Source organism: Cystobacter fuscus (assembly GCF_044360685.1).
Classification (GTDB): domain Bacteria; phylum Myxococcota; class Myxococcia; order Myxococcales; family Myxococcaceae; genus Cystobacter; species Cystobacter fuscus_C.
Genome location: NZ_CP043491.1, coordinates 292,559 through 308,897, shown reverse-complemented (window position 1 = coordinate 308,897; position 16,339 = coordinate 292,559). Strand labels below are relative to the sequence as shown.

The 16,339-nt window shown below is 65.3% G+C and carries 17 protein-coding genes; 7 read left to right on the top strand and 10 right to left on the bottom strand.

Going from position 1 to position 16,339, the window contains the following annotated elements:
• Positions 1-14: 14 nt before the first annotated feature.
• From kdpB to kdpF, 3 genes are read right to left on the bottom strand one after another with little or no spacing between them, the layout of a single operon-like run.
• Entirely contained in the window at positions 15-2,054 is a 2,040-nt protein-coding gene (gene kdpB, locus F0U63_RS01270; protein ID WP_395842838.1) for a potassium-transporting ATPase subunit KdpB, read from the bottom strand.
• A gap of 1 nt (position 2,055) precedes the next feature.
• Positions 2,056-3,774 (bottom strand): potassium-transporting ATPase subunit KdpA, encoded by a 1,719-nt coding sequence (kdpA, locus tag F0U63_RS01265; protein ID WP_395842836.1) that lies wholly within the window; start codon positions 3,772-3,774, stop codon positions 2,056-2,058.
• An 11-nt stretch (positions 3,775-3,785) separates the two neighbouring features.
• Complete coding sequence (kdpF, locus tag F0U63_RS01260; protein WP_063724950.1) at positions 3,786-3,875, bottom strand: K(+)-transporting ATPase subunit F; 90 nt, start codon at positions 3,873-3,875, stop codon at positions 3,786-3,788.
• A 339-nt stretch (positions 3,876-4,214) separates the two neighbouring features.
• Here kdpF and F0U63_RS01255 point away from each other — a divergent pair, with 339 nt between their 5' ends.
• Positions 4,215-4,598 carry a C40 family peptidase gene (locus F0U63_RS01255; protein ID WP_002628508.1) on the top strand — a complete coding sequence of 128 codons (384 nt, stop codon included), beginning with the start codon at positions 4,215-4,217 and terminating at the stop codon, positions 4,596-4,598.
• Positions 4,599-4,876: 278 nt separating this feature from the next.
• On the opposite strand, the gene F0U63_RS01250 is transcribed toward F0U63_RS01255, so the two are convergent.
• Positions 4,877-5,578: a DJ-1/PfpI family protein gene (locus F0U63_RS01250; RefSeq protein ID WP_395842834.1), complete on the bottom strand. Its 702-nt coding sequence runs from the start codon at positions 5,576-5,578 to the stop codon at positions 4,877-4,879.
• A 286-nt stretch (positions 5,579-5,864) separates the two neighbouring features.
• Positions 5,865-6,269 carry a DUF4145 domain-containing protein gene (locus F0U63_RS01245; RefSeq protein ID WP_395842832.1) on the bottom strand — a complete coding sequence of 135 codons (405 nt, stop codon included), beginning with the start codon at positions 6,267-6,269 and terminating at the stop codon, positions 5,865-5,867.
• A 133-nt stretch (positions 6,270-6,402) separates the two neighbouring features.
• Between F0U63_RS01245 and F0U63_RS01240 the strand changes: the two genes are divergently transcribed.
• Entirely contained in the window at positions 6,403-9,096 is a 2,694-nt protein-coding gene (locus F0U63_RS01240; RefSeq protein ID WP_395842830.1) for a hypothetical protein, read from the top strand.
• A gap of 15 nt (positions 9,097-9,111) precedes the next feature.
• On the opposite strand, the gene F0U63_RS01235 is transcribed toward F0U63_RS01240, so the two are convergent.
• Positions 9,112-9,855, bottom strand: coding sequence for a phospholipase D-like domain-containing protein (locus F0U63_RS01235; RefSeq protein ID WP_395842828.1), 744 nt, complete (start codon positions 9,853-9,855; stop codon positions 9,112-9,114).
• A 464-nt stretch (positions 9,856-10,319) separates the two neighbouring features.
• Entirely contained in the window at positions 10,320-10,967 is a 648-nt protein-coding gene (locus tag F0U63_RS01230; RefSeq protein ID WP_395842826.1) for a hypothetical protein, read from the bottom strand.
• A gap of 102 nt (positions 10,968-11,069) precedes the next feature.
• Between F0U63_RS01230 and F0U63_RS01225 the strand changes: the two genes are divergently transcribed.
• The 4 genes from F0U63_RS01225 to F0U63_RS01210 all read left to right on the top strand — a co-directional run bounded on the left by F0U63_RS01225 (position 11,070) and on the right by F0U63_RS01210 (position 13,204).
• The gene (locus F0U63_RS01225) at positions 11,070-11,651 is read left to right on the top strand and encodes a GNAT family N-acetyltransferase (RefSeq protein WP_395842824.1); all 582 of its coding nucleotides are present in this window, start codon (positions 11,070-11,072) and stop codon (positions 11,649-11,651) included.
• Positions 11,652-11,691: 40 nt separating this feature from the next.
• Positions 11,692-11,952 carry an acyl-CoA-binding protein gene (locus tag F0U63_RS01220; RefSeq protein WP_395842822.1) on the top strand — a complete coding sequence of 87 codons (261 nt, stop codon included), beginning with the start codon at positions 11,692-11,694 and terminating at the stop codon, positions 11,950-11,952.
• Positions 11,953-12,087: 135 nt separating this feature from the next.
• Positions 12,088-12,549: a Wall-associated protein precursor gene (locus F0U63_RS01215; RefSeq protein ID WP_395842820.1), complete on the top strand. Its 462-nt coding sequence runs from the start codon at positions 12,088-12,090 to the stop codon at positions 12,547-12,549.
• Positions 12,539-13,204 (top strand): hypothetical protein, encoded by a 666-nt coding sequence (locus F0U63_RS01210; protein WP_395842818.1) that lies wholly within the window; start codon positions 12,539-12,541, stop codon positions 13,202-13,204. Before F0U63_RS01215 ends, F0U63_RS01210 begins: the two co-directional genes overlap by 11 nt.
• 102 nt (positions 13,205-13,306) lie before the next feature.
• Here the strand turns inward: F0U63_RS01210 and F0U63_RS01205 are convergent, their stop codons facing one another.
• The 3 genes from F0U63_RS01205 to F0U63_RS01195 form a co-directional block, all read right to left on the bottom strand.
• Complete coding sequence (locus F0U63_RS01205; protein WP_395842816.1) at positions 13,307-13,702, bottom strand: hypothetical protein; 396 nt, start codon at positions 13,700-13,702, stop codon at positions 13,307-13,309.
• 48 nt (positions 13,703-13,750) lie between these two features.
• Entirely contained in the window at positions 13,751-14,227 is a 477-nt protein-coding gene (locus tag F0U63_RS01200; protein ID WP_395842814.1) for a hypothetical protein, read from the bottom strand.
• 223 nt (positions 14,228-14,450) lie between these two features.
• Complete coding sequence (locus F0U63_RS01195) at positions 14,451-15,251, bottom strand: hypothetical protein (protein WP_395842812.1); 801 nt, start codon at positions 15,249-15,251, stop codon at positions 14,451-14,453.
• A gap of 343 nt (positions 15,252-15,594) precedes the next feature.
• Here F0U63_RS01195 and F0U63_RS01190 point away from each other — a divergent pair, with 343 nt between their 5' ends.
• Complete coding sequence (locus F0U63_RS01190; RefSeq protein WP_395842810.1) at positions 15,595-16,338, top strand: PP2C family protein-serine/threonine phosphatase; 744 nt, start codon at positions 15,595-15,597, stop codon at positions 16,336-16,338.
• Position 16,339: the final 1 nt, after the last annotated feature.

The following is a 16,339-nucleotide window of genomic DNA, read 5'->3' as shown; positions in this document are numbered from 1 at the left end:
GAGAGAGTCCTTTCTCAGGCGAGGCCCACGGCGGTGAGCACCACGTCGATGGCCTTGATACCGATGAAGGGCACGAGCACGCCGCCCACGCCGTAGAGCAGCAGGCTGCGGCGCAGGAGGGCCGCGGCACCCAGGGGACGGTAGCGCACGCCCCGGAGCGCGAGCGGGATGAGGGCGATGATGATGAGGGCGTTGAAGATGACGGCGGAGAGGATGGCGCTGTAGGGCGACGTGAGGCCCATGATGTTGAGCGGGCTCATCTCCGGGAAGACGCCGAGGAAGAGCGCGGGGAGGATGGCGAAGTACTTGGCCACGTCGTTGGCGATGGAGAAGGTGGTGAGCGTGCCGCGCGTCATGAGCAGCTGCTTGCCCACCTCCACCACCTCCAGGAGCTTGGTGGGGTTGGAGTCCAGGTCCACCATGTTGCCGGCCTCCTTGGCGGCCTGGGTGCCGGTGTTCATCGCCACGCCCACGTCGGCCTGGGCGAGCGCGGGCGCGTCGTTGGTGCCATCGCCCGTCATCGCCACGAGCTTGCCCTTGGCCTGCTCGGCGCGGATGAGGGCGAGCTTCGCCTCGGGAGTCGCCTCGGCGAGGAAGTCATCCACTCCGGCCTCGCGGGCAATGGCCCCCGCCGTGCGCGGGTTGTCGCCGGTGATCATCACCGTGCGGATGCCCATGGCGCGGAAGCGCTCGAAGCGCTCCTTGATGCCGCCCTTCACCACGTCCTTGAGGTGGATGAGGCCCAGCGCCCGCGCCCCATCCGCCACCGCGAGGGGCGTGCCGCCCGCGTCGCCGATGCGCGCCGCCGTCTCGCGCAGCTCTGGCGGCACGGTGGCCCCCTGGGACTCCACGTACCGGATGACGGCGTCCACCGCGCCCTTGCGGATGGCGCGCGGGTGGGGCTCCACGAGATCGCACCCGCTCATGCGCGTCTGGGCGGAGAACGCCACGAAGGTGGCCTGGTGCGCCTGGAGCTCGCGGGGACGCAGCTTGTAGGAGTCCTTCACCAGCACGACGATGGAGCGGCCCTCGGGCGTCTCGTCCGCGAGGCTCGCGAGCTGCGAGGCCTCGGCCAGCTCCTCCATGCGCACGCCTGGCAGGGGGAGCAGCTCCGTGGCCATGCGATTGCCCAGGGTGATGGTGCCCGTCTTGTCGAGCAACAGCGTGTCCACGTCTCCCGCCGCCTCCACCGCCCGGCCGCTCATGGCGAGCACGTTCTTGCGCAGGAGCCGGTCCATGCCCGCGATGCCGATGGCCGACAGCAGGCCGCCGATCGTCGTGGGAATGAGGCACACGAGCAGCGCCACCACCGCCGTGCCCGACAGCCTCACCCCCGAGTAGAGCGCGAGCGGCACCAGCGTCACGCACGCGAGCAGGAAGACAACCGTCAGCCCCACCAGGAGGATGTGCAGGGCGATCTCATTGGGCGTCTTCTGCCGCGCCGCGCCCTCCACCAGGCCGATCATCCGGTCCAGGAAGGACTCGCCCGGATTCGTGGTGATGCGCACCACGATGCGATCGGAGAGCACCTTGGTGCCGCCCGTCACGGACGAGCGGTCTCCACCGGACTCGCGGATGACGGGGGCGGACTCGCCGGTGATGGCGGACTCGTCCACGCTGGCGATGCCCTCCACCACCTCGCCATCGCCGGGGATGAGGTCTCCCGCCTCGCACACCACGCGGTCGTCCTTGCGCAGGTCCGGCGCGGACACCCGCTCCTCGCGGCCGTCCACGAGCCTGCGCGCGGGCGTGTCCCGGCGCATCTTGCGCAGGGCACCCGCCTGGGCCTTGCCCCGGCCCTCGGCCACCGCCTCGGCGAAGTTGGCGAAGAGCACGGTGAACCACAACCAGAGCGTCACCCCCACGGTGAACCACGCGGGAGTGGCGCCGGGCCCCGGGGTCACGAGGTCCTTCACCACGAGCACCGTGGTGAGCACACTGCCCGCCCACACCACGAACATCACGGGATTGCGGGCCACGTCGCGGGGGTGCAGCTTGCGCAGGCTGTCCAGACTGGCCTGCTTGAGGAGCGCCGGTTCGAGAAGCGAGGACATGTCAGAACGCCTTTCCGGCCCCGGCGAGGAAGTGCTCGACGAGGGGACCGAGGGAGAGAGCGGGGAAGAAGGTGAGCGCGCCCACGATGACGACGACGCTCACCAGGAGCCCCGTGAAGAGTCCACCGTGGGTGGGGAAGGTGCCGGGGCCCGCCGCCACGACCTTCTTGCCCACCATGCCGCCCGCGAGCGCCAGCACCGGGACGATCATCAGGAAGCGCCCGGCGAGCATGGACAGGCCGAGGCTCACGTTCCAGAAGGGGGTGTTGGCGTTGAGGCCGGCGAAGGCACTGCCGTTGTTGGCCGTGCCGCTGGTGAAGGCATACAGCAGCTCGGACAGACCATGGGGTCCGGCGTTGTTGAGCGAGGACACGCCCTGGGGCAACACCGCCGCCACCGCGCTCAGGCCGAGGATGACGAGCGGGAAGACGAGCACGTACAGCATGGCGAGCTTCATCTCGCGCGCCTCGATCTTCTTGCCGAGGTACTCGGGCGTGCGGCCCACCATGAGGCCGGCGATGAAGACGGCGAGCACCACCATGACGAGGATGCCGTAGAGGCCCGCGCCCACGCCGCCGAAGATGACCTCGCCGAGCTGCATGTTCACCAGGGGCACCAGCCCCCCGAGCGGCATGAAGCTGTCATGCATGGCGTTGACGGCGCCGCACGAGGCATCCGTGGTGACGGTGGCGAAGAGGGCCGAGGCGGCGACGCCGAAGCGCACCTCCTTGCCCTCGAGGTTGCCGCCGGGGGCCACCTGGGCGGCGGCCACGGCGGGGTTGGACGCGGACTCGGCGGCGTAGGCCACGGTCACGCCCACGAGGAACAAGAGGCTCATCGCCATGAGGAGCGCCTGGCCCTGGCGCGTGTCCCTGGCCATCCGCCCGTAGGTGTACGTGAGGGCCGCGGGGAGGAGGAAGATGGAGAGCAGCTGCACCAGGTTGGTGAGCGGCGTGGGGTTCTCGAAGGGGTGGGCGCTGTTGGCGTTGAAGAAGCCACCGCCATTGGTACCGAGCATCTTGATGGCCTCCTGGGACGCCACGGGCCCGAGCGCCAGCGTCTGCTTCACGCCCTCCAGCGTCGTCAGCTCGCGCGAGGGCGCGAACGTCTGCGGCACGCCCTCGGCCACGAGGAAGAGCGCGTAGACGAGGCACAGCGGCAGGAACACGTAGAGCAGGCCGCGCACCAGATCGACCCAGAAGTTGCCCAACGTCTTGGAGCCCTCGGGACCGGGCCGCCGGGTGAAGCCCCGGGCGAGCGCCAGCGCCACACCGAGGCCCGCCGCCGCGGACGTGAAGTTGTGCGTGGCGAGCCCCAGCATCTGGCTGAGGTAGCTCAGCGTGGACTCGCCCGCGTAGGACTGCCAGTTGGTGTTGGTGGTGAAGCTCGCCGCCGTGTTGAAGGCGAGCTCCGGCCCCACCGCCGGCAGGCCCTGGGGGTTGAGCGGCAGCACGTGTTGCAGGCGCAGCACCGCATAGGTGGCGAGCATTCCCAGCAGGCTGAAGGCCAGGAGCGCCAGCGTGTACTGCCCCCATGTCTGCTCACGTGCCGGGAAGGCACCGCACAGCCGCAACAGCAGGCGCTCCACGGGGCCGAGCACCCGGGGAAGGGGTTGCTCGGGTCCCTCGAAGACCCGGAAGAGGTAGGCACCCACGGGCCGCGTCAACACGAGCACCAGGGCGAGGAAGAGGAGGATCTGCGACCAACCGAGGAGACTCATGGCTGTCTTTCCTAGAAGCGCTCGGGCCGCAGCAGGGCGTAGACGAGATAGACGGTGAGCAGCACCGCGAGCACGGCACCGGCGACGTAATCGAAGGTCATGGACGATGACTTCCTTTCACGCGTTACCCAGAGCACACGCCGTGCCCGTCTCCCCCACTCCTCCCGCTCGTGATTCCAGGGGCTTGGGCGCGGCCCCATGTCCCCCGGGTTGCACCTTGCACGATGGGCCCCTCGCGGCCGTGCGACTTACACGAGGGGGCCCGTCCTCTCGCGGCGGGGACTCGACGCGCGTGGTCCGTACGAGCAGCGCGTCCCGCTCGGCGAGCGTGCATCCGTCTGGCAATCGACAGAACCACCCAAGCTCCCCCAGCCGAGTAACCTCTTCAAGTTAGACTTCACTCTCCGTACGACGTGCCCTCTCCCACAAAAGGAGCAGACATGCCCACCTCGCACGAAGTCAAATCCATCGCCGGCAAGTGGACGAACACGCCTTACGAGTTTGGTGGTGGGGATGGCAATGGCATCGACTGCTCCCACTTCGTCTGGGAAGTCCTCAAGGAAGCGGGGTATGCCAATGCCCCCTACACGCAAGCCACGGACATTGCTCGTTCACCCTCCTTTTCCCGCATCAGTCCAAACGAAGTGAGGGAGGGTGACATCGTGCATTTCAGCGGCGGCAGCGATCACATGGGCATCGTGGTCGACGCGAAGGCGGGCACCTTCATCGGCGCGCAGAGCAGCACGGGCGTTGCCCCGGCGAGTTACGTCCGGGACTACTGGTCTGGACGGCGCCCGACGTTCTATCGATACGTGGGCAAGTGAGTGGCTGTGGCTGGGAAACGGCAGCCGTTCACAGGCGCTCGCAGCCGCGGGCGTAGACCCATGTGAGCGCGAAGAAACCAACGGTCACCAGCAGCAGGACGGCATCCATGGGTGGCTCCGGCCACCACGAGGGTCTGGGTGGGCCCGATGCCTGGCCCCCCCCTCGTGATTCCGGGACATGGGCGGGGGCGCACCGCCCCCGGGCTGCACCTTGACGAGGGGTCCGGCGCGGACCGTGCGCCCTACATGATGAGCCGTGGGGGTCCCCGAGCAGTCGCTCAGGTGCTCGTCGCGCGGAGTGCGGCCTGGGCGCTTCGCAGCATCTGCTGGTTCGACGGCTCGAGGAAGTCCATGACGTCCTTCACGATGCGGGGCTCGGCGCTCTTGGGAGTGCCCGAATCGAAGGGAGGCTGAGGGTCGTACTCCAGCATGAGCTGCGTGCGCTTCGCGGCATCCTCCCCGCGCAACCGCGCCAGGAGCACCAGCCCGAAATCGATGCCCGCAGTCACACCTCCGCCGGAGATCCGGTTGCGGTCGACCACGACGCGTGCCTGGACCGCTTCCGCACCAAACATCGGAAGGAGTTCGTGCACGGCCCAATGCGTCGTGGCCTTGTACCCACGAAGCAGGCCCGCGGCCCCCAGGAGGAGTGACCCCGAGCACACGGACGTCACGTACCGGGCCCGCGCCGCCCGGTTCGCGAGGAACCGCAGAATCTCCGGATCCTCCATGGCCTGTGCCGTGCCGAACCCACCCGGCACGAACAGGATGTCCAGGTCGTCCGGACAGTCTTTGAAGGTCGCGGTCGGCTGGAGGCCCACCCCCGAGTCGCTGGTGACCGTGTCGAGCGTCTTCCAGAGCAGGTGGGTCTTCCCATTCATGGAGCCCAGCACGGCCTGGGGACCCGTCAGGTCCAGGAGCGTGAAGTCCGGGTAGAGCAGCATTCCAATCTGGAGCGGCGGCGGTTGTGTCTGATTCATTTCACTTTCCCTCTCATGGGTCATCGCCGTACCCGATGCGGAGTCTGGCTTCACGGGCGCGGGGATATTTTTGATTAAGCCTGGGCCCGGCCTCTTCCGCGAGTGGCCAGAACGACAACTTTCGACGGATTCTGGCCACGCGTCGAACGAGTGGCATGACCCCGAGTTCCGTCCCGAGTCTCTTCCTGTTACGGCTCCTCTTGTGGATGAGCCTCACCACCGCCTGCTCCGCGAATCACGGTCCGGTGGCCCCCGCCGATGCGAAGTAGACCAGGGCTGATTTCGCTCATCGGCGTGGGGGAATCGTGGACCTCAAGGCCTCCACCCGCGCCTCGGGAAAGTATGCGACGCGCAGCAGGGTCTCGATGAGGCCCAAGATGAGCCGAGCATCGGCCTCCTCCAGTTCCAGTCCGCGATGCAATACGGCGTTACCCACCTCCACCACGATCTGCAGCTGCCGCCGAAGGCGGTGGGTGATGAACCCCGCGTCCTTAAGGGCGCGGAGTGGCTCGCCCGGGTTGCCGGACTCGCCAAGCAGATCTTGAGCAACCCGCTCGATGAGGGTTCGTGCAGCGGGAGCGACCAGCGTATAGCGGCCCGGACCCATGGAGCCCCGAGCCGCATCCCACATCGCCTTCACGGCGTCGGGCAGGAGGTCGCACCAGTACTGGCCACTGTCGAGAGTCGTCATGGAGCACCTCTTCGTCATGTTTGAGATGGCCTGAGGTTACAGGTGAGCATCACTGCTTCCAATCGCCTCGGAATCCGGCTCAACTTGAGTCCAATTGGACGAGACCTGAGGCATCCAGGAGGAGCAAGAACCCATGGGGTGGATTCGCGAGCGAATGGCGCAGCTAGAGCCCCCGAGCACCAGCCTGAGCGAGCTGGCACAGCGGGTGCGCAAGGCGCACGCTTGGCCTCGGGGCAAGAAACTCAAGGCGGCGTCGCTGGCGACGTACCTGGGGAAGTTCGACGGGGGCGAACAACTGGAGTGGCTCGATCAACATCCCGAGGTGTCCCGCGCGCTCGCGGAAGCCCTGGAAATGGCCCCAGAGGAGATGGACGAACAGTTGGCGGAACGCCAAGCCAACAAGCCCGCCCCTGGCTCGAAGCTCCGGCTCCGCGATGTGCAGACACGACCGTTGGACCTGATGCATGAGCCGCTACCACCCGGAATCCGGGTCGAGGTCCAAGACCCAGCCTTCTGGCCCTTGTGGTGGTACGCGCCCAGTGGTTCGGGTCGGACACTGGTGGGTCATTGGCTCCAAGCACGTGGGCTGGCGGTCTTCATTCAGGCCAGGACGTGGGCTGAGGCCGAGCAGCAATTTCCGGACAATGGCCACCCGGTATTCGTCGAACTGGACTCCGCGGAAGAAGCTCCCGACTGGGAACAGAGGTGGGAAGGATGGAAGATCTGCGTGGCCACCGAGTCCCTTCCCTCCGCACCACCGATAGAGAACCGCCCAGAGGAGGAGGAGCATCCCTTCCGCGAACCACCGCCCAATTGGAGACTCGTGAAGAACGCCAGCGCTTCTGAGTGGATTGACGATTTCCTCGAATGGCTCGAGGAGCGTGTCACCATGAAGAGGTTCAATGCGAAGGCGTTCCGCCAATGGCTCTCCCAGTCCACCATTCTCAACCGCATCGACAACGTCGGCACCGCATTGGGACTGGCGGGGCTCTTCGCAACCTATGACCGGAATGATGGCACCACGGGCCCTCTCTCCAGGACACAAGAGCTGTCCGAACTGGCGAAGCTCTTCCTGCGTATGCTCATCCAGCATCGCGAGCATGAAGTAGACCTCTCGGTCCCCAAGCTCTGGGAGCGGTTGTTACACCTGAGCCACTCTCTGCTCCAGGACGACTCAGCCCCCTCCCACGAGGCACGCCCACTCGATGCATGGCACGCGCTCGTCCGAGTCCGGCCCGACAGGGTTGACCTCGAGTGGCTGGAGAAACTCGTGGAAGACGGGTTGAAGATGGACAAGGCGCACATCGACAAGGCACGCACCCACCTGCCCGCGGATGCATTCCGGACCGTGAAGGCACTCCGCAGCCTCGGATTGCTGCGCGAACGGCAACCCGGGCAGTATGCCTTCCGTCCACCCTGGGTTTTGGAAGCACTGCTCCAACACACCCTCCTGGCTCTCTTCGAACAAGGGCCCGAGGCATGGGGAGGCGTGCTGCTCCGGCAGGAGCACGCCGTCACGGTGTTCGAGGAATTGTTCAAGCGCTGCCGCAACAAGGACTTCACCCTCGTGGAGCAGCTACTCGCTCGACCCGCCCCCGCCTCTTCCGCATGGGTCGCGGGGCTCGAGGCATCCTTTCGCGCGCTTGGATTCGCCTCACTCATGGGCGTACAGTTCCCCGAAGCCCTTCGTCGGGACATCCTGCGGCACCAGCGGGCGCTCATCATCCCCACCCATGACGGCATACCTCTGCCAAGAATCACCTATGCCTATAAATCCGAGCAGGAAGAGCCACTGCTTGATCGCGGGCTCTGGTACGCGGCCCTGTTCTCGCTCACCGAGGCGTTGCCGCCACACAGCGAACTCTCGATTGAAGACTGGTGCGCTGGAATACCCGAGCAGGCTCGGATCTGGCTGTTGAACATGGCGGCCTGCCGGACGGCTCGAGAGAAGGGCGTCCGTTCTGATTGGTGGACCCCCCTACTGGATCTGGGGGGCCGGCTGATGAACAGGCTTCAGCTTTTCAATGACTCAGCCTCCTGGGTTCCAGAATTGGTTCAACCCGAGTATCTGCTCAGACGGTTCCAGCGCAAGGACTTGACGCTGAGGGAATTGGATCAATACTTCACTTGGCGCGAGATCAGCACCGTCCTGCCTGATTACGTCCAGCGTCGCGGTCTGGCGTGGGAAGAACTCGCCCGAGTGATCTGGGATGTCTGGATCAAGGAACGCAATGACAAGCAGCTTCCTCAGTTCCTTGCACCTGATGCACCGCACGCGCAACTATTCTGGAAGACACCGCCCGCCGCTGCCATCGAGATCCTCGTCGAAGATAGGTTTTACCACTCCATGTTCCGGCAGGAGTCCGTGTTTTCTTTTTTCCAGTGCGAACACTGGGATGTGTTCCTCCGAAGCTGGACGAGCTCAGGTGGTATCTCCCGAGCCAAGACGGGCTATTCTCAACTCACCGCACTCCAGAAGATGCCCGAAGAACACGTCCGGCAGGCCATCCGCGCCGGGTATCCCGATGCGTATGACCACTCCAGCCGAAGGCTGCTGTGGCGACTCTGGCCCGAAGTGCTCTGTGAGGAAGTCGGGCGCATGTTGCAACAAGCGCAGTGGGAGACAGCCCTGCACCAGGCATGGGCCGCACCTGCCAACTTGGTTCCGAGACTGCTGGCGAGTGCTGAGCAGGGAATGACGCGGCCCTCCACCCCTCCCTCCCCCATGCTGGCTCGATGGCTCCATGGCCAGATTGGCGAGCGGGTTCCGGGCTGGGACAAGGCGTGGATGCTCCTGGAACGGCTCATGCCCTCCACCAAGCAGTGAGAATGCAGCGGGGTCTCAGCCGGTCATCCTCCGGTAACAGCTCCGGCACAGGGGCTTGTTCATGGTGGCAGGGAACTCCTTGCCACAGCCATGACAAAACCTGTCTTCATAGTCCGCGTTCTCGTACTCAGCCCACTTCTGGAAGTCGTCCCAGCAATATGGCTTTTCTGGGTTGAGTGCAATCCCGGTGGCACACCGGATGCACACCCCTTGCATCGCAACTGGAGCACGAGAGCGTTCCGTCTGCCTGACACTCCTGGTGAAATGGGTGTCTCCACCAGCATTGGTGGCCGCCCGCTTCTTGATGTCTTCCGCAGAGAGGAGGTGCGGCTCAATCTCCTGGCCGATGAACTGCCTCACCAGCGCTACGTCCGCGGACTCCTGCGACCAGAGCCCCACCTCGATACTGGAGAGGAACGAGGAGGAGAGCAGGTTCAGCGAGGAGATGATGACCTCGGACTCCGACCAGTACAGCTTCGCATGGAGCTTTGGGAGAACACGGATGAGCAGGCCCCGTGCGGTGAGTTCCTCGAGGTACTCACTGTAGGTCCGTACGAAGGCCTGGAAATCGTCATCAAGCCGGAAGATCAAGACGACGGAGACCTTGTTGTTTAGCGCCGCGCGAATGGCTTGACCGATCCGGTCTTCTCTTCCCAACGTGACGTAGGGAGAAACGAGCAACACCTGTTTACGTGCGTTCTTGATGAGCGAGACGAGCTTGCTGATGGTCTCATCTGTATTCAGTAGAGTCAGGTTCATAGCATCACCATGTTCAAACATCCCTGCATGCTCAGCTCAGGAACTTGCGTTCGTCCCAGTACCAAACAGCAGGCGGCGCCTCGCACATTAGCTGTAGCGCGGAGTTCTTTCAAATCGAGGCCCACGGCCAATCCGCCCAGAGGTACCGCCAAGACGCGCCATCAAGCGACGAGTCCCGACCCAAGAGGTACAAGACAGGGCATGACCCCGCACGCCGTCCCGAGTCACCTCCCGCTCCGGCTCCTCTTGCTGATGAGCCCTCGCCACCGCCTGCGCCGCTCATCGCGGTCCGGTGGACCCCGTCACGGCCTCGTCTTCCGCTTCGAAGGGAGACCCCCTACGTGGTGGAGGGCGAGGTCTCGCTGGAGTTCCACCTGCCCGCTTACAGCTTGGCGGACGCACGGCTGGAGCAGCTCGCACTCCCGGAGGGCACCACATCCTCCCAGCGGTGACGCCAGCGCCCGTCAGAACAACCGGACTCCCGCGGAGAACACGGTGCCGAGGCCCAGGCGGACCCACTGGCGATCCTCCTGGGTGAAGGCGTACGAGCCTCGGGTGAGGGAGAGCGCGTAGAGGCCAGAGGCGAAGCGGAGCCGGGCCTCGCAGCCCACGAAGAACCGCGACGAGAGGAAGTAGTTGCCGCCCACGGCGAGGCCGAAGGCCAGGCCGCGACCCCGCCCCTCGTACCGGAACTCCGGGGTGTCGCGGAGGATGCGCGCCTCCATCACGCCCCCGAGCAGGGCGCCCTGGAGGTCCACCTTGCCCTGGCTCTTGCCCGGCCAGATGAAGTGGTAGCCCAGGCGGCCGAGGACGTGGACATCGCGAGTCGAGATCCGCTCCAGGGCCAGGACGCCGGAGAGTGAGCACGCGAGCAGACATTGCCGGAGGCCGAGCTGCGCGCCCACGGAGAGCGTTCCAGGACCGAGCCCGACCACGCCGACTTCCGTGCTGGCACCGGCCTCGAAGGAGGGAGGGATGAACGAGAGTCCCCCTTCGGCGTGCACATCGAGCTGCCCCGGACGCATCAACCAGGACGGCTGCTGGGCCAGGACGCTCGGGGGAGCCACCGCCAGACAAAGCAGCAGCAGCACGGGGGAAAGGGAGAAGGTCATGACCGGGTCCTCGCCCGTGAGCATGGGGCTGGACAAGACGGGAACCGTTCATGATGTTCGCCGCTTGATTTCACACGTGCCGCCCCGGGGGTCGGAGACACCATGCACCTGCCCATCTTGGAAACGAAGAGGCTGCGGATCCGCCCGCTGCGGATGGAGGACCTGAACGATTGCCATCGGCTCTACGTCGACATCAACTGGGCGGACAAGGCGGTGAGCGAGGAGGAGAACCTGAAGCGGCGCCGCGAGTGGCTGGAGTGGACCGTGCGCAACTACGAGCAGCTCGCGCGGCTGTACCAGCCCCCCTATGGAGAGCGCGCGGTCGAGCACAAGGAGAGCGGCCAGTTCGTGGGACTGGTGGGCCTCGTGCCGTTGCTGGCCCCCTTCGGCCAGTTGCCCTCTTTTGGGAGAGTGGAAGGCTCGCGCTTCTCCGCGGAGGTCGGGCTGTTCTGGGCAACGGCACCAGCCTGGCAGCGGCGGGGATACGCCACGGAAGCGGCTCGCGCGCTGGTGGCCCATGCCTTCGACCACTTGAAGCTGGGCCGGATCCTGGCGGGGACCCAGCGGGACAACACCGCCTCGCTCGAGGTGATGCGCCGGCTGGGGATGCGCATCGAGGAGAATCCGTTCAACGAGCCCCCCTGGTTCGAGGTCACCGGCATCCTGGAAGCGGCTTCCTGGTAGGGTCGCGGGTGCAGCCGTCCCCCTCTTCCGAGAGAGTCCCATGTCCGACCTGAATGCCCAGTTCCAGGAAGCGCAAGTCCAGGTGAAGACCCTGACGAAGCGTCCCGACAACGACACCCTGCTCCAGCTCTACTCCCTCTTCAAGCAGGCCACGGAGGGCGAGGTGAAGGGGTCGCGTCCGGGCATGATGGATTTCACCGGCCGCGCCAAGTACGACGCCTGGGCCAAGCTCAAGGGCACCGCGCCCGACACGGCGAAGCAGCGCTATGTGGAGCTGGTGAATCGCCTGTTGGGGAAGTAAGTCGCCCCACTTCGGGCTCGAACCCAGGCCATTGATCTCGGGAGGACTCCCATTCTCACGCTCATATTGCTGCTGCTCACACAGATTCCGTGCGCACCGGGCGACCTGTCGACAGTGTGCCACTGTAAGGCGGGTATGCTCACCGCGTGCGAGACGCTGCGATTGAGCGAGCCGAAAAAAGCGGCGGAGATTCTCACTCAGTTGGAGCGGATTGCGACGCAGGCCAAGGCGTTGCAGGAGGCCGGCCAGAAAACAGAAGAGGCGATCCAGGCCGAAGCCGACTCATCCACCAATTGTTCCGACCCCACTGAGTGCAAGGGACAGTTACACCACATCATCTCCAAGCGTATCTCCAGGGAGTTGGAGAAGCATCGAACGCTCCAAGGCCACTACAAGCCCCGAGACCCACGCTTTGTCACCCGGGCCGTGGATGAACAAGCGCACTGTGGCTACCAAGAGTGGCACCGAGATGTGGACGAGGAAGTCATCCGCTGGCTCCAAACGTACCGTCGGGCCACTCCCGAGCAATTCATTGCATTCCTCCGAGAACTCTACAGTCGCGCGGGGATGCGTGCGAGGTTCCCCCATGGGTTCTGAACTGCCCGCATCCTCGCGCTTTTTCGTCCTGGAGGGAGGCACAACCGTCGAGGTCGACGCGATCGAGCCCGTCAACCTCGGAGCGGGCGTCGATTGCCCGCGATGCGGAGGCCCCATCGGGATGCGGCAATGGCTCCCTCCCTACCGCGCCAACCTCGTGTTGCATGGCGAGGCGTTCGGCGATTTCGTTGGCGCGTCCGGAGACGACCTCCTCATCTCCGAACGCTTCGCCCAGGCCTTTCGCGACGAGGGACTCACGGGGCTCGAAGGCTTCCACCCTGTCGAGATCCTCCGGGTACGCAGAAGAGGGCGAGGCCCCAAGCCCTCCTCGAGCCTTCACTACGTCCTCGTCAGGGCCTGCTTCGGCCGCGCAACGGTGGACCTGGCGCACAGCCACCTGCAAGGCGCGCAGCCCCCTACCTGTGAAGAGTGCCGCTACACGCACTTCGAGTCCATCCATGGCTTCACCCTGGAGCCCGGCACCTGGAACGGAGAGGACGTCTTCCGTCCCCGGGGACTGCATGGTGTTCTGACCGTTTCCGAGCGCTTCGAGCGCTTCGTCGCCCGGCATGAACTCACCCATCTGCGGCTGACTCCCAGCGAGAACTACGTATGGGACCCGCATGCGCCCCAGTCCCGACCTGGAGCGCAATAAGGCTCGGACAACCAGGGCCTACTCTCCGACGCCTGCTCCCGATGTGGCACACGGGCCCCATCCACCCGGGAGAGGAGGGGGCCGGGTGGTGGAGTTTGAAGCCTACTCGGAATCCTGCCCCGATTCGTCTTCCTCCACCTCTTCGTCTTCAAGAGGTGCGATCATGAACGTAAACCTCCCAGGCAATCGAACGACCATGAAACCCTTGCCAGCGATCTTGACGCGCTCCGCGTCCTCTGCCTTCCCGCTGGCCAGCCATTTGTCTGCCTCCTCCCGCGTTGCAAACTCATGGGAGACCTTGAGCTTGAATGAGGGATCAAAGAATTCTTTATAGAACCTGCGAAAGTCATCCTCTTTCCGGACGTGGCGAGGGTAGACCAATGCGATCTGCGCGAGTTCGATGACGTCCCTCTCCGGGGAGCCCTCCGGATGCTTCTGGCTGATGGCATTCAGAGCGCTGAGGATTGCGTCTGTGTCGAAGTCTGGAATGTAGGGCATTTTAGCGTCGAGCCTTTCGCGCTTCTGTTTTTGGATGCGACATCTGGCTTAGATGGGAACAAGAAAGAGTGCGCCGCCGACGATCGCAACAACAAAGCCTACTCCAGCCACGACCACATGGGTTCCGGGCGGCGCCTCGGGTGTGTGTTCCTTGAGCCAGTCGAGCGCTTCATTGATGTTCGGGAACTGAATTTTCTTGCTCTGTGACTCCTGCCTCTCCATTTCCTCCATTTTCTTGACGCAATCCATGAATTCGCCGAGGCACTTCGTGGTACAGTGCTCCTTATGCTTGCCAGAGTGCTTCGGTATGGATGGAATCTCGGGCTTGCGCCTCATACACTTGGTGTGGCACTGCTTTTGTAGCTCGTTGCAGTAGGCCTCAGCTCCAGCGCCACCGATCCCGCGTGCATCTTCTCGAAAGTCGATGCTGCGTGCGTCCTCGGCGATCAGGTACATCTTGCGCTCGGACTCCTGCGTGTGGGCACATCCGAGGTTCGCCACCGCAACCGCCGTCAGCAGCGCCATCAATCGCGTTAGAGCTACTGGGTGCATTGCCTTGTCCCTCGGTGATTTGCTACGTTGCCTACCTGCACTCCCGTCCGGTGAGTGTCAACGTAGTTGTCGCGAGAAGCTGACTCAAAGCAGACAGTCGTGACGAAGGCACTACAGAGGAGCGAAGGACGTGGCGCTCGGCGGCCACATGCAACAGCTCCTCGACGGCGGCGGCCTGCTCGGCAGGGTTGGGGCTCTATAGACTCCCGAGCTGCCTGTCCCAGGCATACAGCTTCTCGAGCAGATCCGCCGTGCACGCACCGGACACGTATTTGAAGGACACCGGTTCGAGCGCCGCGAGACGCTCGCGCTGGAAGGCCGGATCCGCCACCACGTCCCGGTGTTTCAAGTCACCCGCCAGGGACAGCGCATGGGGCAGCTGCCGGAGGATGGCCTCGATGCTGTCTTCCCGAGTCGCCCGGGCCATGCGTTTCGCGGCCAACTCCAGACGCGTGGGCACCGAGCCTTCTTCCCCCGGGCACCACGCATCCAGGACCCAATCGCAGGAGGCCCTCATCAACTCCTCCAAGGTGAGCACCTCCTCGAGGCTCTTGAACAGGTAGCGCGCGGACTGGAGCGGCTCCCAGAAGCGCAGCATCGCCTCCAGGCGATGCGCCGTGCGCTCCGCGCTCACCGGGCCCGTGGGCGAAATCGCGAAGTACAGCGCCCCCCAGGCCGTCTCCCGGCAAGACGCCTCGTACGCGTCCCTCGCGGAAAACACATCGCGCCAGTTCAAGGCCTCGTACAGTCCGCCCAGGACATCCGCCAGCATGTACAGCCGCCAGACCGGGTGCTCGTGCTGGAAGTCCGCCAGCTCGTGCACCACCACCACTTCTCCGGCAGGCACCTCCAGCATCCGCTCTGGAACCGGAAAGCCACCGCCCCGCCGGTACTGCTCGCCACACCGCGTCCCCTCCTGGCGCACCCCCTGACGAACCGCGGGGTAGCTGCCATGGAGGAACGGCGGCATTCGAAGACAAGAGGGTTGTCCCATCATGAAGCACCTCCTCCGACAGTGAGCCCGTGGCTACTTCCGGGTGAATCGCGTTAGCCATTGCCTGTTGGAATCGAGGCTCCTTCCCACCACCGGTCCACACATGTCCCACCTCGTTTTCTCATAAATCGGGACTACCCAAGTTGTACGAAAAATCTTATAGATACGTCAAATTGCAGCCTGGATGTACGGAGGGGGGCGGCAATGGGGTGGGGTCTGGAGTCCCCGGGCGCACTCGGGCGGGTCCCGGCGGCCCTGGGGAGTGGAGACCCCAGGCGCTCCCGTGGTTCCGCGCGGTTACGGGCGGCCTCCCCGTTGCTTTGTCTCCGGCCAGGAGGAACGACCGATGCAGATCGACAGCGCGGGATGGACGCACGTGGGCCGCCGAGCCCACAACGAGGATGCCTGGACGAGCCGGGCCGACCTGGGCCTGTTCGTCGTGGCCGATGGAATGGGCGGATACGCGGGGGGCGAGGTGGCCAGCCGCTGCGTGGTGGACACCTTCTCGGGCCTGTGCGAGCGCCTCGTCCGGGACCCCGAGGGCACCTGGCCCCACTGCCGCCAGCCCCAGCTCAGCCCCGAGGAGGATCTGCTCCTCAACTGCACGCGGCTCGCCCAGCGCGCCGTGCGCGCCCGCCGCCAGGGGCCCCTGCACCAGATGGGCTCCACCGTGGTGGCGCTCGCCCTCGGGGCCCGGGGCGCGGCCGTGGCGCACGTGGGCGACAGCCGCCTCTACCGGCTGCGGGATGGCTTCTTGGAAGTCCTCACGCGCGACCACTCCATCCTCGAGGAGATGCGACAGGCGGGCGTCAAGACGTCCTCCCGCGCGGACAGCCCGTATGGCCACCTCATCACCCGCGCGCTGGGCACCGACAGCGCGGAGCCCACCGTGCGCCGGCTCGACGTCCAGGCCGGGGACGTGTACCTGCTGTGCTCGGATGGGCTCTATGAGCCCCTCGGGCCGGAGCGGCTCGCGGCCCGCCTGGGTGAGGGCGACACGGAGGGACTCGCCGAGCGGCTGGTGGAGGAGGCCTACGAGCTGGGAGGCCGGGACAACATCACCGCGGTGCTCGTCTCCGTGAAGGAGTGAG

What these genes read in the sequence shown, in the direction of transcription:
- kdpB (WP_395842838.1), bottom strand. Translation starts at nt 2,054, where the DNA reads ATGTCCTCGCTTCTCGAACCGGCGCTCCTCAAGCAGGCCAGTCTGGAC.
- kdpA (WP_395842836.1), bottom strand. Translation starts at nt 3,774, where the DNA reads ATGAGTCTCCTCGGTTGGTCGCAGATCCTCCTCTTCCTCGCCCTGGTG.
- kdpF (WP_063724950.1), bottom strand. Translation starts at nt 3,875, where the DNA reads ATGACCTTCGATTACGTCGCCGGTGCCGTGCTCGCGGTGCTGCTCACC.
- F0U63_RS01255 (WP_002628508.1), top strand. Translation starts at nt 4,215, where the DNA reads ATGCCCACCTCGCACGAAGTCAAATCCATCGCCGGCAAGTGGACGAAC.
- F0U63_RS01250 (WP_395842834.1), bottom strand. Translation starts at nt 5,578, where the DNA reads ATGAATCAGACACAACCGCCGCCGCTCCAGATTGGAATGCTGCTCTAC.
- F0U63_RS01245 (WP_395842832.1), bottom strand. Translation starts at nt 6,269, where the DNA reads ATGACGACTCTCGACAGTGGCCAGTACTGGTGCGACCTCCTGCCCGAC.
- F0U63_RS01240 (WP_395842830.1), top strand. Translation starts at nt 6,403, where the DNA reads ATGGGGTGGATTCGCGAGCGAATGGCGCAGCTAGAGCCCCCGAGCACC.
- F0U63_RS01235 (WP_395842828.1), bottom strand. Translation starts at nt 9,855, where the DNA reads ATGAACCTGACTCTACTGAATACAGATGAGACCATCAGCAAGCTCGTC.
- F0U63_RS01230 (WP_395842826.1), bottom strand. Translation starts at nt 10,967, where the DNA reads ATGACCTTCTCCCTTTCCCCCGTGCTGCTGCTGCTTTGTCTGGCGGTG.
- F0U63_RS01225 (WP_395842824.1), top strand. Translation starts at nt 11,070, where the DNA reads ATGCACCTGCCCATCTTGGAAACGAAGAGGCTGCGGATCCGCCCGCTG.
- F0U63_RS01220 (WP_395842822.1), top strand. Translation starts at nt 11,692, where the DNA reads ATGTCCGACCTGAATGCCCAGTTCCAGGAAGCGCAAGTCCAGGTGAAG.
- F0U63_RS01215 (WP_395842820.1), top strand. Translation starts at nt 12,088, where the DNA reads ATGCTCACCGCGTGCGAGACGCTGCGATTGAGCGAGCCGAAAAAAGCG.
- F0U63_RS01210 (WP_395842818.1), top strand. Translation starts at nt 12,539, where the DNA reads ATGGGTTCTGAACTGCCCGCATCCTCGCGCTTTTTCGTCCTGGAGGGA.
- F0U63_RS01205 (WP_395842816.1), bottom strand. Translation starts at nt 13,702, where the DNA reads ATGCCCTACATTCCAGACTTCGACACAGACGCAATCCTCAGCGCTCTG.
- F0U63_RS01200 (WP_395842814.1), bottom strand. Translation starts at nt 14,227, where the DNA reads ATGGCGCTGCTGACGGCGGTTGCGGTGGCGAACCTCGGATGTGCCCAC.
- F0U63_RS01195 (WP_395842812.1), bottom strand. Translation starts at nt 15,251, where the DNA reads ATGATGGGACAACCCTCTTGTCTTCGAATGCCGCCGTTCCTCCATGGC.
- F0U63_RS01190 (WP_395842810.1), top strand. Translation starts at nt 15,595, where the DNA reads ATGCAGATCGACAGCGCGGGATGGACGCACGTGGGCCGCCGAGCCCAC.